General features: G+C 64.8%; 12 protein-coding genes. 6 read left to right on the forward strand and 6 right to left on the reverse strand.

Annotated elements, in window-relative coordinates:
• A partial coding sequence (locus tag J5M58_RS17665; protein ID WP_207878918.1) for an amino acid permease occupies positions 1 to 524 on the forward strand: 524 nt, incomplete at its 5' end.
• On the opposite strand, the gene J5M58_RS17670 is transcribed toward J5M58_RS17665, so the two are convergent.
• From J5M58_RS17670 to gap, 6 genes are all read right to left on the reverse strand, one after another.
• Positions 504 to 920: a YbaN family protein gene (locus J5M58_RS17670; protein ID WP_085624064.1), complete on the reverse strand. Its 417-nt coding sequence runs from the start codon at positions 918 to 920 to the stop codon at positions 504 to 506. The two genes, J5M58_RS17665 and J5M58_RS17670, sit on opposite strands and share 21 nt — an antisense overlap.
• 54 nt (positions 921 to 974) lie before the next feature.
• Positions 975 to 1568, reverse strand: coding sequence for a biliverdin-producing heme oxygenase (locus tag J5M58_RS17675; protein WP_207878920.1), 594 nt, complete (start codon positions 1566 to 1568; stop codon positions 975 to 977).
• 221 nt (positions 1569 to 1789) lie between these two features.
• Positions 1790 to 4393 (reverse strand): TonB-dependent receptor, encoded by a 2604-nt coding sequence (locus J5M58_RS17680; RefSeq protein WP_112250834.1) that lies wholly within the window; start codon positions 4391 to 4393, stop codon positions 1790 to 1792.
• A gap of 261 nt (positions 4394 to 4654) precedes the next feature.
• Entirely contained in the window at positions 4655 to 5614 is a 960-nt protein-coding gene (locus tag J5M58_RS17685; RefSeq protein WP_207878922.1) for a FecR domain-containing protein, read from the reverse strand.
• A gap of 71 nt (positions 5615 to 5685) precedes the next feature.
• Positions 5686 to 6198 (reverse strand): RNA polymerase sigma factor, encoded by a 513-nt coding sequence (locus tag J5M58_RS17690; protein WP_112250837.1) that lies wholly within the window; start codon positions 6196 to 6198, stop codon positions 5686 to 5688.
• 246 nt (positions 6199 to 6444) lie between these two features.
• Entirely contained in the window at positions 6445 to 7446 is a 1002-nt protein-coding gene (gene gap / locus J5M58_RS17695; protein ID WP_041506241.1) for a type I glyceraldehyde-3-phosphate dehydrogenase, read from the reverse strand.
• 264 nt (positions 7447 to 7710) lie between these two features.
• Here gap and edd point away from each other — a divergent pair, with 264 nt between their 5' ends.
• The 5 genes from edd (at position 7711) to J5M58_RS17720 (ending at position 14313) form a co-directional block, all read left to right on the forward strand.
• Positions 7711 to 9537 (forward strand): phosphogluconate dehydratase, encoded by a 1827-nt coding sequence (gene edd, locus J5M58_RS17700; protein WP_112250839.1) that lies wholly within the window; start codon positions 7711 to 7713, stop codon positions 9535 to 9537.
• Positions 9534 to 10493: a glucokinase gene (locus tag J5M58_RS17705; RefSeq protein WP_133978453.1), complete on the forward strand. Its 960-nt coding sequence runs from the start codon at positions 9534 to 9536 to the stop codon at positions 10491 to 10493. The genes edd and J5M58_RS17705 overlap by 4 nt, the downstream gene beginning before the upstream one ends.
• Before the next feature lie 169 nt (positions 10494 to 10662).
• Positions 10663 to 11388, forward strand: a complete 726-nt coding sequence (gene gltR / locus J5M58_RS17710; RefSeq protein ID WP_112250842.1) for a two-component system response regulator GltR — start codon at positions 10663 to 10665, stop codon at positions 11386 to 11388.
• Positions 11369 to 12823, forward strand: coding sequence for an ATP-binding protein (locus J5M58_RS17715; protein ID WP_112250843.1), 1455 nt, complete (start codon positions 11369 to 11371; stop codon positions 12821 to 12823). Before gltR ends, J5M58_RS17715 begins: the two co-directional genes overlap by 20 nt.
• A gap of 239 nt (positions 12824 to 13062) precedes the next feature.
• A complete protein-coding gene (locus tag J5M58_RS17720) occupies positions 13063 to 14313 on the forward strand; it encodes an AGE family epimerase/isomerase (protein WP_207878924.1) in 1251 nt (416 codons plus the stop codon).
• Positions 14314 to 14316: the final 3 nt, after the last annotated feature.

Here is a 14316-nt window from a genome sequence, read left to right on the forward strand (position 1 = left end):
TGCTGTGCGCCGAGATCCTCTTCGCCACGGCGCGGGACAAGACCATGCCGCGCTTTCTGGCCAAGGAAAACGCCAACCATGTGCCGGCCAACGCCCTGTGGCTGACCAACTGCATGATCCAGGGCTTCCTGCTGATCACGCTGTTTTCCGCCGGTACCTATACCAGCCTGATCTACCTGGCCTCGTCGATGATCCTGGTGCCCTACCTGTGGTCGGCGGCCTACGCCGTGCTGTTGGCGGTGCGTAAAGAAACCTACGATGGGCAGCCGGCCCTGCGCCGCAAGGACCTGCTGGTGGCGCTGGTTGCCTTGGTGTATGCCGTGTGGCTGTTGTATGCCGGCGGGCTCAAGTACCTGCTGCTGTCGGCGCTGCTGTATGCGCCGGGCGTGATCCTGTTCGCCCGGGCCAAGCATGAGCAGGGAAAAGCCTTGTTCACCACCTGGGAAAAGCTGATTTTTGCCGCCGTGCTGGCAGGTGCCGCGCTGGCGGCCTATGCCCTGTACTCAGGGCTGCTGAGCTTGTGACGGGGCAGGGCAGGGGGCGTGCTCCGGGCGTGACCAGATCCACAGGTTGCCCAGGGTCATGCCGGCAATGGCCAGGAACACCGGCCAACGGTGTTCCAGGAGCGTCAGCATCAGGCCCGCGCACAGCAGCATGCTGAGGGTCGCGCTGACCTTGGCCCGCCGCTGGATCACCTTGCCATTGCGCCAGTTGTGCAGGATCGGCCCGAACAGCCGGTGGTTTTCCAGCCAGGCAGACAGGCGCGGTGAACTACGGGTGGCCGCCCAGGCGGCCAGCAGGATGAATTCGGTGGTCGGCAGGCCGGGTATGACGATCGCGACCAGGCCCACACCCAGGCTCACGTAAGCCAGGATCGCATACAGCAGGCGGGCGAGTTTCGAGCGGGCAGGTCGGGTCATGGTCTCACTGCTTAAAACGGTTCGGCCACCGGTAGGGTGGCCGGGTACGGCGTATCAAACCAGCGCGGCATCCGCAGCATAAGCGTGCTTGAGCAGCTCGGTGAAGCGCTCGAACGCCGCAACTGCGCCGCGTTCGGCAGCGGCTTCCTCTTCCTCCGACAGGGCCAGGCCATCAAGAATGCGGGTGAACTGCTTCCAGCCTTCGGCACGGCCACCGGCTGGTTCGCCCAGGTGTCGGGCACCAAAGCTGTCGGATAGATCCAGGGCCACGGCACGCTTGATCAGAAACGCAGCGCCCAGTTTGGAGCCTTCAGAGACGAAGATCCAGCCCATTGCCTCGCCCAGGCTCGGGTTGCGCAGGGCACCCGGTACGGCTGGCGGTACTTCGGTGTCGAGATCGGCGAGGTCCAGGCGGGCCTGTTCGGCACGGCAGCGCTCGGCCAGGTCGGGGACGATGGCGATCAGTTGCGGGTCGTTGTACAGGGCCTGCAGCTCGGCCTGGAACAGGTACTGGGCGACCACGAAGCGGGCGAAGCTTTCGCGGCTGTCGAAGGGTGCATGGGCTTTGACCAAGGCATCCAGTTCGGCGTGGGGAGCGTGGGTGATCTGGTTGAGGCGCTGGGAGCGCAGGGCTGGGCGGTCGGTCATGGGGCAGTCCTTGGAAAAGGGGCATTCAGAGACAAGACGAAACAGCGGGGGCGGGACAGTAAAAAAAGCTGGTATTTGTGCTGGTAGTGCTGGCCTCTTTGCGGGTGAACCCGCTCCCACAGGTATTGCGCAGACCTCGGGCCTGTAATGTTCCTGTGGGAGCGGGTTTACCCGCGAAGAGGCCGGCGCTGACGAAACAAACCTGTCAGCGATAATCCAGGTCAGATATCCCAAACCACATTGATGCCGAAGTTGCGCCCCGGCATGGTCAGGCGGTCGATGTTGGCCGGCTGGGTCACGGCCGCTTCACCCTGGCCGTCGTAGCTGCGCACCGAATCCCACTGCCAGTACTTCTTGTCGGTGAGGTTGTACAAGCCGGCGTTGATGGTCACGTCGTCGGTGATCTTGTAGTAACCGGTCAGGTCCAGTACCCCGTAGCCCGGGGTGCGGAACTTGGAGCTCGAGCCGTCGGGCGAGTAGAAGGTGCTGTCGTCGACGCGGGTCTTGCGCTTGACCAGCGTCCAGCTCAGCAGGCCGCCGTAGTGCTGTTGTTCATAACCCAGGCCGAACACGCCCTTGAGCGGGTTGACGGTGTTCAGTGGTTCGCCGGTGTCATCGTTGCGGCCATGGGTGTAGGCGATCGAGCCCTGGGTATACAGGCCCTGCGGTGCACCGAAGTGGTCGAGGTTCAGGCGGCCCTTGACCTCGGCACCCTTGATAGTGGCGTGCTTGATGTTGTTGGCCTGGAAGGTCTGCTCCAGGTTGGCGCTTTTCACGGCGTCCTCGTCGATGAAGTCGCGGTACTTGTTGTAGAACACCGCCACGTCGAAGTTGCCGGCGTCGAAGTTGCCACGCAGGCCGGTTTCATAGCTTTTGCTCTTTTCCGGCTCGAGGCCCGGGTTGCCTTCTACGCGGTAGCCTTGCTCGATATTCTCGAACTTCCCGTACATGGATTTGGCAGTCGGGGTGCGGAAACCTTCGGCGTACTGGCCATACCAGGTGTAGTTGTCGTTGAAGGCGTAGGTCAGACCGAACTTGGGTGAGATACGGTGCCACTTCTTGTCCGAGTCGTCCTGGGAGGTGGGTGCGGTCCCGGAGGACTCAAGGCCACGCAGGAATTCCTCGGTGAACCTGGGCTCCATTCGCGTGTAGTCGTAACGAGCGCCAGGCATGAAGGTCCAGTTGTTCCAGCGGATTTCATCCTGCACGAACAGGCTGTAGGTGTTCACGGTCGGGTCCGGGAAGTCGCTGACCAGCACCTGGCCGTCTGCCGGGCGCTCGGCGCCAGGGCCGGAACAACCTGAGCCAACGGTCAGGCAGGTGCCGGTGCCGCTGCGCGAACCGGTGACCTTCTCGTGCTTGAGGGTGGTGCCATAGGTCAGCAGGTGCTCGGTGGCACCGAGGCTGAAGGCCTTGTCCAGCTGGGCGTCGAATACCCACTGGCGGTCCTTGTAGGTGGTATCGCGGGTACGCAGCACCTGACGGCCAGGCGGTGCGTAGACCTCCTCGGTGTACTGGTCGGTCTTGGCGATCTGGTAGTTCAGGCTCCACTTCACATGGTCGGCGACCAGCGAATCCAGGCCGAACTCATGGTTGATGCCAAAGCGTTCACGGGTGATGGTGTCGTTGCCGCTACGCGCCTTGTAGTAACCCGAAGCACCACGGCCAGGAATGAACGGCCCGCCCACCGCACTGAGGATGTTCTGGTCGCGGTCATCCTTGTAACGCTCGTAGGTGAAGCCCAGGCGCGCGTCGTCGGCGTAATTCCAGCCCAGCTTGGCCAGTACGTTTGTGGTGCGCACGTCCATCGGGTTGGCTTCGGTACGCGACAGGCCGTCACCGCTGTGGCCGCCGTGGGTTTCGGTTTCGTGACCGTTGCGCTGGCTCAGGTGCACCAGGCCGTCGAACTCGCCCTGGCGGCCGGCGACGGTGGCGGAGGTCAGCCAGCTTTCGTCGGCCGAGCTGTAGCCGGTCTTCAGGCGGGCACCTGCGTCCTTGCCGGGCTTGATGATGTCGTCAGGGTCGAGGGTGAAGTAGCTTACTGCCCCCCCGATGGCGTTGCTGCCATACAGCACCGAGGCCGGGCCGCGGAGGATTTCCACACGCTTGACGATCTCCGGGTCCACGTAGTTGCGCTGGGTCTGGGCGTAGGGGCCGAAGAAGAAACTGTCGGGGATCGACACGCCATCGACCTGGGTGAGGATGCGCTCGCCGTCGATGCCACGGATGTTGTAGCCGTTCAGGCCGCTGCGCTGTCCGGTGCCGGCTACCGACACGCCCGGTTCGTAGCGCACCAGGTCCTGGATGTTGTTGACGTTCTGCCGGTCCAGCTGCTCGCGGGTCTGCACGCTGACGGTGCTCGGCACCTGGCTGACGTCCTGGGCGCTGCGCGTGGCGCTGACGGTGACCTGCTGCAGGGCGATCACATTGGCGCTGGCCTGGCGTTCGAGCACCACATTGCCGTTGCTGATCTTGCGAAAGCCCAGGCCGGTGCCGTGCAGCAGGCGCTTGAGTGCGGCATCCGGCGGTAGCGAACCTTGCACCCCTGGCGAGGCAACGCCGTCGGCCAGCTCGGCGCTGAAGCCGACCTGCCAGCCGGTGACCTGGCTGAAAGCATTGATGGCCGAAACCAGCGGCTGCTGGCCGATGCTGAAGCGGTAGTCGCCCATGCGCGGGCTGCTGGCCTGGGCCGGCTCGGCGGCCAGTGCCGGCAGGCTGATGGCGCCGCTGGCGAGCAGGGCCAGGTTCAGTAGGGAAAGGCTCAGGAGGGACAGCTGCCCTCCATGGCGAGGACGGGTGGAGGGGCGGGTAGGACCTGTGGACATCGGAAGCGCTCCCTGACGCGCGGACTGTTATAGGTGATGGCTGTCCTCGTTTTCAAACGAGAATCAGTTGCATTGGCTATAACGAGACGGGCGGGGTAGCGTGACTGCGTAAAAATAAATTCAGGGGGGCATGATCATGTGCTGCCTGCACGGGCCTCATCGCCGGCAAGCCAGCTCCCACAGGGACATCACATTGCTTGAGGCCAATGCGGTCGGGGTGGGAGCTGGCTTGCCGGCGATGAGGCCGAGACAGGCAAAAGATCAGTTCAGGATCACCAGCGCCGGGTACTCATGCAGCTGTGCCGAGGTAATGTGGGCCAGCGCGCGCAGGGTTTCCAGCGGCTGGTCGAGGCGGTAGTTGCCGGTGACCGCCATGTCTTCCAGTTGTGCATTGCGGTTGATGATCCAGCCCGGGTAGTAGCGCTGCACCTCGGCCAGCACCTGGCTCAGCGGGCAGTTCTCGAACACCAGGCGGCCGTCGACCCAGGCCAGGTCCTTGTGCATGTCGGGGCGCTGGCGCTGGCCGAATCCCTGGGGGCCGACGCTGATGCTGTCGCCGGCACTCAGGCGGATGCGCTGGTCGCGAGCCCCCTGCAGGTCGACATCGCCGCGCTGCACCCGCACCTGTGCCTCGCCGTCGAGATAGCGCACGGCAAAGTCGGTGTCGCGCACCTGCGCGCGCAACGGCCCGGCCTGCACTTCAAGGGGCCGCAGCGTGCCTTCGGGGACCTGGAAATAGGCCTCGCCCTGCAGCAGGCGGGCGACCTGGCGGCCATCACGCTGCTCGCTGGCAAATGCCGAATTGGTGTTGAGCAGCACTTTTGCCCCGTCTTCCAGCTTCAGGCGCTGGCGCTCTCCCACCACCGTCAGGTGGTCGGCCTGCAAGCGCATGGGCAGGTTGCCGAGGGTGAACAGCCCGACCAGCAGCAGCGCCGCCGTTGCCAGGGGTTTCCAGTGGCTGCGCAGGCGCCCGCGCCACGAGCGGCGCTGTTGCTGATGCATCTGCACGGCCACCTGGTGCAGCGGTGCGCCATTCCACAGGGCTTCTGCCTCGACATAGGCCTCGGCATTTTCCGGCGCTGCGCTCAGCCAGGCCTCGAAGGCCTGGGTGTCCTCGGCGTCAGCGCATTGCAGGCGCACCAGCCAGTCCAGCGCCTCGTCCATGGCACGAGCACGGGCGCTGGGCCCGGCGGGTGACGGGCGAGGGGGGCTGTCGGTCACGGTGAATCCTTGAATGGTTTTTTGCGAATGATCAAGGCTGAGGCGGGGCGTGGCAAGGGCTTTGCGTTGCCTCACTTGAGGCGGTCGGCGACACCCATGCAGATCGCCATGATCAGTTTCAGTTCCTTCTGTACCGTGCTGGGTGAAACATTCAGTTGTTCGGCTATTTCCAGATAGGTAGCGCCGTGCAGGCGGCTGAGGATGAAGATGCGCTGCTGGCGTTCGCTCAACTGGTTGAGGCTGATGCTCAGGTGCCTGAGCAACTGTTCGGCATGGGCTGCATCCTCGCTGCTGGTAGCGGGCGCGGCCACGCTGTGCAGCACCTCGTCGGGCACGTCGTCGACCAGCATGCGCGATTGCACCCGGCGCGCGCGCAGATGGTCGAGGGCCAGATTGCGTGCGGTCTGGAACACGAACGGTTCGATGTGTTCGATGGGCCGCTCACCGATTGCGCGGGATACCCGCAGGTAGGTTTCCTGCAACAGGTCCTCGGCCGTGGTGGGGTTGCCCACCATGCGCTGCAAGGTGCGCAGCAGGGTAAGGCGCTGGACGAGGAAGACAGAGTTGAACCGGGACTGACTCACTGGGGGACCTGGCCGACGAAAGGTTAATGATAATGCTTATCATCCATATCGAAGGTCAAGCTTGGAAATGTTAGGAAAAGGTAAAGATTGTGAGTCCCGGCCTTGCGCGGTCCCCGTGTAGGAGCGGCCTTGTGTCGCGATGGGCTGCGCAGCAGCCCCGGTATTTTGGCCTTGGCACAGATTGCAGGGGGCTGCTGCGCAGCCCATCGCGACACAAGGCCGCTCCTACAGGGAGCGTGCCGAAGCTCAGCGGGCGCGGCACAACGCCAGGCAGTTATCCAGCATGCGGTTGGAGAACCCCCACTCGTTGTCATACCAGGCCAGCACCTTGAGCATGCGCCCGTTGGCCCGGGTATGGTTGGCATCGAAGATCGACGACAGCGGGTTGTGGTTGAAATCGCAGGAAACCAGCGGCAAGGCGTTGTAGCCCAATACCCTGGAATGCTTGCTGGCCTCGAGGAACAGCTGGTTGACCTGCTCGGCCGTGGCTTCGCGCTTGAGGTTGACGGTGAGATCGACCAGCGACACGTTGATCACCGGCACCCGCACCGCCATGCCGGTAAGCTTGCCGGCCAGCTCCGGCAGCACCAGGCCCACGGCCTCGGCAGCACCGGTCTTGCTCGGGATCATCGACTGGGTCGCCGAACGCGCACGGTACGGGTCGCCGTGGTACACATCGGTCAGCACCTGGTCGTTGGTGTAGGCATGGATGGTGGTCATCAGGCCCTGTTCGATGCCGAACTCGCGGTGCAGCACCTGGGCAATCGGTGCCAGGCAGTTGGTAGTGCAGGAGGCATTGGAAATGATCTGGTGCGAGGCCCGCAGGATGTCATGGTTGACCCCGTACACCACAGTGGCATCGGCGCCTTTGGCTGGTGCCGAGACAATCACCTTGCCAGCCCCCGCAGCCAGGTGTGCGGCGGCCTTGGCGCGTTCGGTGAACAGCCCGGTGCATTCGAATACCACGTCGATCGCCTCGGCCTTCCAGGGCAGTTCGGCCGGGTTGCGGATGGCACTGACCGCGATACGGTCACCATTGACCGTCAGGCTTTCGTGGTCGGCCTCGACGCTGGCGTCGAAGGTGCCGTGCACGCTGTCGTACTTGAGCAGGTGGGCATTCATGGCGCTGTCGCCCAGGTCGTTGATGGCGACGACCTGCAGGTCCTGGCGGTAGCCTTGGGTATACAGTGCGCGCAGGACGTTGCGCCCGATGCGGCCGAATCCATTGATGGCGATGCGTAGGGTCATGGCAGTACCTCTGGCAGTCCGAGTGAAACCTGTGGCACAAAGGAGCTTCACTGAAACGGTTTTGTTGTTGGAATTACAAGATTATTCACCTTCCGATAGAAAACAAGCCTTTTTAGTGGCAGTATTTTGTTTAAATATACAACGAGTGGTTGGGCGATGTGCCTTCATCGATGCAGCGGCTCCTCTACCTTGAGCCTAGGCCGCAATCGTTTGGAGGGGAAATGCCCGGCAAACCGCCCTTACAATTAGCCTGGAGTCCAGTACATGCATCCGCGCATCCTTGAGGTCACCCAGCGGCTGGTCGAACGTAGCCGTGCCACCCGCGAACGCTACCTGCAACTGATTCGCGGCGCGGCAAGTGACGGCCCCATGCGTGCCAGCCTGCAGTGCGCCAACTTCGCCCATGGCGTGGCCGGTTGCGGCAGCGACGACAAGCAGACCCTGCGCCTGATGAACGCGGCCAACGTGGCCATCGTCTCGGCCTACAACGACATGCTTTCGGCGCACCAGCCGTACCAGCACTTCCCCGCGCAGATCAAGCAGGCCCTGCGCGAGGTCGGCTCGGTCGGCCAGTTCGCCGGCGGCGTGCCGGCCATGTGCGATGGCGTGACTCAGGGCGAGCCGGGCATGGAGCTGGCCATCGCCAGCCGTGAAGTGATCGCCATGTCCACCGCCGTGGCCCTGTCGCACAACATGTTCGACGCCGCGCTGATGCTGGGCATCTGCGACAAGATCGTCCCCGGCCTGATGATGGGTGCGCTGCGCTTCGGCCACTTGCCGACCATCTTCGTCCCGGGCGGGCCGATGGTCTCCGGTATTTCCAACAAGCAGAAGGCTGATGTGCGCCAGCGCTACGCCGAGGGCAAGGCCAGCCGCGAAGAGCTGCTGGAGTCGGAGATGAAGTCCTACCACAGCCCGGGAACCTGCACGTTCTACGGCACTGCCAACACCAACCAGCTGGTGATGGAAGTGATGGGCCTGCACCTGCCGGGGGCCTCGTTCGTCAACCCGTATACACCGTTGCGTGATGCGCTCACCGCCGAGGCCGCACAGCAGGTCACGCGCATGACCAAGGCCAGCGGCAGCTTCATGCCGCTGGGTGAAATCGTCGACGAAAAGGCGCTGGTCAACTCCATCGTTGCCCTGCACGCCACCGGCGGTTCGACCAACCACACCCTGCACATTCCGGCGATTGCCCAGGCTGCGGGTATCCAGTTGACCTGGCAGGACATGGCCGACCTGTCCGAAGTCGTGCCGACCCTGTCCCATGTCTACCCCAACGGCAAGGCCGACATCAACCACTTCCAGGCTGCGGGCGGCATGGCCTTCCTGATCCGCGAGCTGCTCGATGCCGGGCTGCTGCACGAAGACGTCAACACCGTGGCCGGCCATGGCCTGCGCCGCTATACCCAGGAGCCGTTCCTCGACAATGGCAAGCTGGTGTGGCGCGAAGGGCCGCAGCACAGCCTGGACGAAAGCATCCTGCGCCCGGTGGCGCGGCCGTTCTCGGCCGAAGGCGGCCTGCGGGTGATGGAGGGCAACCTCGGCCGCGGCGTGATGAAGGTGTCCGCTGTCGCTCCCGAGCACCAGGTGGTCGAGGCCCCGGCGCGGGTGTTCCACGACCAGCAGTCGCTGGCCGATGCGTTCAAGGCCGGTGAACTGGAGCGCGACTTCGTCGCCGTGGTGCGCTTCCAGGGCCCGCGCTGCAACGGCATGCCGGAGCTGCACAAGCTCACGCCGTTCCTCGGCGTGCTGCAGGACCGTGGCTTCAAGGTAGCGCTGGTCACCGACGGGCGCATGTCTGGTGCCTCGGGCAAGATCCCGGCGGCCATTCACGTTTGCCCCGAGGCTTATGACGGCGGCCCGCTGGCACGGGTGCGCGATGGTGATATGGTGCGGGTCGATGGTGTCAAAGGCACGCTGCGGGTAATGGTGTCGGCCGAAGAACTGGCCAGCCGCGACCTGCCGCCAGCGCCGCAGGGCAACGACCTGGGCTGCGGGCGCGAGCTGTTCGGCTTCATGCGCATGGCGTTCAGCCCGGCAGAGCAGGGCGCCAGTGCGTTCACCTCGGCCCTGGAGAACCTCAAATGAAGGACCTGCTGGTTGGCGACATCGGCGGCACCAATGCCCGTTTTGCGTTGTGGCGTGACAACCAGCTGCATGAAGTGAAGGTTTTCGCGACCGAGGACTACACCAGCCCGGAACAGGCCATCGAGGCGTATCTCGACGGGCTTGGCATTGCTCGCGGTGGGCTGATTGCGGCCTGCCTTGCAGTGGCCGGGCCGGTCAACGGTGACGAGTTCCGCTTCACCAACAACCATTGGCGCCTGAGCCGCCTCGCGTTCTGCCAGAGGCTGCAGATCGAGCAGCTGCTGCTGATCAATGATTTCACCGCCATGGCGCTGGGCATGACCCGTCTGCGCGAAGGCGAATTCCGTGAGGTATGCCCGGGCCAGGCCGACCTTTCGCGTCCCGCGTTGGTCATCGGCCCGGGCACCGGCCTGGGCGTTGGCTCCCTGTTGCGTCTGGGCGACCAGCGCTGGTGCGCCTTGCCGGGCGAGGGCGGGCACGTCGACTTGCCAGTGGGCAATGCCCGTGAAGCGGCTATTCACCAACAGATCCACAGCCAGATCGGCCATGTCAGCGCCGAGACTGTGCTCAGTGGCGGTGGGCTGCTGCGCCTTTACCAGGCGATCTGCGCACTGGACGGCGACACACCGCGACACAAGACACCGGCACAGATCACCGATGCCGCGCTCGGCGGCGAGCCACGGGCGTTGGCGGTGGTCGAGCAGTTCTGCCGGTTCCTCGGCCGAGTCGCTGGTAACAATGTTCTGACACTGGGCGCACGGGGCGGCGTCTATATTGTCGGCGGCGTGATCCCGCGCTTTGCCGAGCTGTTTCTGCGCAGTGGGTTCGCCGCGAGTTTTGCCGACAAGGGTTGCATGAGTGGGTATTTCGCTGGCGTGCCGGTGTGGCTGGTGACGGCGGAGTTTTCCGGGTTGCTGGGGGCCGGGGTGGCCTTGCAGCAGGCGTTGGATCACTGACTGGGGCCGCTTTGCGGCCCTTCGCGGGCTTGCCCGCTCCCACAGGTGTGTCGCTGTGCCCATGAAATGTGCGATCCCTGTGGGAGCGGGCAAGCCCGCGAAGGGCTGCAAAGCAGCCCCAATAAAAACAGGCAACAAAGACCTGTAATCAACAAGAGGAAGGACCACCTTGACCACTGCCGGCAAATCGATCCTGATGGTCGACGACGACCAGGAAATCCGCGAACTGCTGCAAACCTACTTGAGCCGCTCCGGCTTTCAGGTGCATGCCGAAGCCGACGGCAAGGGCTTTCGCCGCGCGCTGGAAACCACCCCCTGCGACCTGGTCATCCTCGATGTCATGCTGCCCGACGAAGACGGCTTCAGCCTGTGCCGCTGGGTACGCCAGCACCCGCGCCAGGCCCGGGTGCCGATCATCATGCTCACCGCCAGCTCCGACGAAACCGACCGGGTCATCGGCCTGGAGCTGGGCGCTGACGACTACCTGGGCAAGCCGTTCAGCCCCCGTGAACTGCAAGCGCGGATCAAGGCCCTGCTGCGCCGCGCCGAGTTCGGCCAGGCGGCACCCGGCAGTGCCGTGCTGGCCTTCGACGACTGGCGCCTGGACACGGTCAGCCATCGCCTGTTCCATCGCGACGGCGAGGAGGTGATTCTCTCCGGCGCCGATTTCGCCCTGCTCAAGCTGTTCCTCGACCACCCACAGCAGATTCTCGACCGCGACACCATCGGCAACGCCACCCGTGGCCGCGAGCCGATGCCGCTGGACCGCATCGTCGACATGGCGGTCAGCCGTCTGCGCCAGCGCCTGCGCGATACCGACAAACCACCCCGGCTGATCCGCACCGTACGCGGCAGCGGCTACCTGCTGGCTGCCCATGTCTGCAGTGCGCCCTGAGCGGCGCTGGCGCCTGCTGCCGCGCTCGCTACTGGGGCGCATGCTGCTGCTGACCCTGCTGGTGGTGCTGCTTGCCCAGGGGCTGTCGAGCATCATCTGGGTTGCCCAATTGCGCGCCAGCCAGTTGCAGGGCCTGCGTGCCAGCGCCAGCAGCCTGGCTCATTCGATGAGTGCCAGCGTCAGCTACTTCCGCTCGCTGCCGGTCGCCTACCGGCCGATGGTCCTGGACCAACTGCGCAGCATGGGCGGCACGCGCTTTTTCGTGTCGCTCAACGCCAAGCCACTGGACATGCCGCTACTGCCCGTTACCCCGCGCAAGCAGGCGGTGATCGATGTGTTCCAGCAAGTGCTGCATGAGCGCCTGGGTTCGCAAATGGAAATTTCCGTGGAGTTCGTCAGCCCCGACGACCTGCGCATCTTCAACAGCGGCCTCAAGCTCGACGAACTGCCACGTTCCTGGGCGCATTACTCACTGACCCTGGAACCGCTCAACCCGCCGGTACTGGTCACGCAGATCCGCCTGGACGAGGGCGAATGGCTGTACATCGCCTCGCTGCTGCCGGAGCCCTACACCAGCCTGGAGGCCGAGCGCCTGCCGCGTCAGCAGATCGGCTTCATCGTGCTGACCACGGCTTTGCTGCTGTTGTTCATCGGCTTGCTGGTGCACTGGCAAAGCTGGCCGCTCAAACGCCTGGCACGGGCTGCGCGGGAGATGTCGCTGGGCGCCGATGTGGCGCCGGTGGCCGAAGGCGGTGGCAGCGAGGTGGTCGAGGTGGGGCGTGCGTTCAACAGCATGCGCGAGCGCATCAGCCGCTACCTGACCGAACGCAGCCAGTTGTTCAGCGCCATTTCCCACGACCTGCGCACGCCGATCACCCGCTTGCGCCTGCGCGTCGAGCTGCTGGAGGACGAGCGCCTGCAGGCCAAGTTCAGCCAGGATCTGGACGAGCTGGAGCTGTTGGTAAAAGGTGCATTGCAGTGCGTTAAGGACACCGACATCCACGAGAATATCGAGCCGGTCGACCTCAACCAGGTGCTGGAAATCCTGGCCGAGCCTTACCTGGGCGATGGCCGCATCACGCTCGAAGGCCGTGCGCTGGCGCCGTACCCCGGCAAGCCACTGGCGCTGCGGCGCTGCATCGGCAACCTGATCGACAACGCCATCAAGTACGGCGAGCGGGCACGGCTGCGCATCATCGATAACGCCGAGGGGTTCGTCCTGCAGGTGGATGACCAGGGGCCGGGGGTGCCGCAGCAGCAGCTGGAGCAGGTGTTCGAGCCGCACTTCCGTCTGGCCGGGCAGCAGCAGGGGTACGGGCTGGGGTTGGGGATTGCGCGCAACATTGCCCATAGCCATGGCGGGGAGGTGAGCTTGCTCAACCTGCGTGAGGGCGGGTTGCGGGTGACCTTGTATCTGCCAAGGGGCATGGACTGAGGGTATGGGTTACTGGTGCCGGCCGCTTCGCGGGTGAACCCGCTCCCACAGGTTTTTGCACCAGCCTCGGGCTTTGCATGGGCCTATCGGCCCGCTGTGGGAGCGGGTTCACCCGCGAAGAGGCCGGCACAGGCAAGCGAAATGTCACTCCCTGGTGACAATCCTGCCGTCCTTCGTGACATCCCGGCAAACCCCACTAGCTAGAATTCGCACACGACTGGCAAGGATCAAGCTGGCCCATGAGCACCTCCAACCTGCCTTCCACCCGCTGGCTCGACGCCCCGGCCCACACCGCCTGGCGCATTGCCGAAGGGCAGCGCCTGCTGGCCTTCGCCACGGCTTCGAAACTGCCCGATGGCTTCGGCAGCCTCGACGCCGCAGGCCTGCTCGCACCGGGTGCCCGAGCCGAAACCCTGATCACCGCTCGCATGACTCACTGTTTCGCCCTGGCCCACCTGCAGGGCGTGCCCGGTTACCTGGCCTATGCCGAACACGGTGTGGCTGCCCTGCGCGGCGCGCTGCAGGATGCCACCTACGGCGGCTGGTTCGCCCACCCCGGCGGCCACGACGACAGCGGCAAGGCGGCTTACCTGCATGCCTTCGTCGCTCTGGCCGCCAGCTCGGCGGTGATGGCAGGTGCTGGCGGTGCACCAGCCCTGCTGGCAGAGGCGGTGCAGGTGCTCGAAGCGCATTTCTGGAGCGAAGAGGAGGGCGCCCTGCGAGAGGCCTTCTCCCGCGCCTGGCAGTTGCCCGAGCAGTACCGTGGCGCCAACAGCAACATGCATGCGGTCGAGGCCTTCCTGGCCCTGGCAGACGTCACTGGCGACAGCCTGTGGTTGCAACGCGCCTTGCGCATCGCCGAACGCATCATCCATACCCATGCCGCCACCAACGGCCACCGGGTCATCGAGCATTTCGATGCCCTCTGGCAACCAATGCCGCACTACAACCAGGCGCACCCGGCCGACCACTTCCGGCCTTATGGCTCCACGCCCGGGCATGCCCTGGAGTGGGCGCGGTTGCTGCTGCACCTGGAAGCCAGCCTGGAACAGGCCGGCCTGCATGCCCCGCAGTGGCTGCCGGACTGTGCCCGCGCATTGTTCGATACAGCCTGCCAGCAGGCCTGGAGCGTCGATGGCGCGCCCGGTTTCGTCTACACCCTGGACTGGGCCGACCGCCCGGTGGTGCGCGCGCGCCTGCACTGGGTGCACGCCGAAGCCTGCGCCGCCGCCGCGGCCCTGTTGCAGCGCACGGGCGAGGCGCACTACGAGCAGTGGTACCGCCGTTGCTGGGACTTCATCGCCAACCATTTCATTGACCATGGCGCTGGCAGCTGGCACCACGAACTCGATGCGCACAACCAGCCGGCCGCAACCATCTGGCCAGGCAAGCCCGACCTCTACCATGCCTACCAGGCGCTGCTGCTGCCGGGCTTGCCACTGGCACCCAGCCTGGCCAGCGGCCTGGCCGGCAATGTAACCAAACGATGACAT

The organism is Pseudomonas sp. 32_A (assembly GCF_017490905.1).
GTDB lineage: Bacteria > Pseudomonadota > Gammaproteobacteria > Pseudomonadales > Pseudomonadaceae > Aquipseudomonas > Aquipseudomonas inefficax.

Bases quoted from the DNA above. Each gene is read 5' to 3' on its own strand.
- J5M58_RS17670 (WP_085624064.1), bottom strand. From the start codon at position 920: ATGACCCGACCTGCCCGCTCGAAACTCGCCCGCCTGCTGTATGCGATC.
- J5M58_RS17675 (WP_207878920.1), bottom strand. From the start codon at position 1,568: ATGACCGACCGCCCAGCCCTGCGCTCCCAGCGCCTCAACCAGATCACC.
- J5M58_RS17680 (WP_112250834.1), bottom strand. From the start codon at position 4,393: ATGTCCACAGGTCCTACCCGCCCCTCCACCCGTCCTCGCCATGGAGGG.
- gap (WP_041506241.1), bottom strand. From the start codon at position 7,446: ATGACCCTACGCATCGCCATCAATGGATTCGGCCGCATCGGGCGCAAC.
- edd (WP_112250839.1), top strand. From the start codon at position 7,711: ATGCATCCGCGCATCCTTGAGGTCACCCAGCGGCTGGTCGAACGTAGC.
- J5M58_RS17705 (WP_133978453.1), top strand. From the start codon at position 9,534: ATGAAGGACCTGCTGGTTGGCGACATCGGCGGCACCAATGCCCGTTTT.
- J5M58_RS17715 (WP_112250843.1), top strand. From the start codon at position 11,369: ATGTCTGCAGTGCGCCCTGAGCGGCGCTGGCGCCTGCTGCCGCGCTCG.
- J5M58_RS17720 (WP_207878924.1), top strand. From the start codon at position 13,063: ATGAGCACCTCCAACCTGCCTTCCACCCGCTGGCTCGACGCCCCGGCC.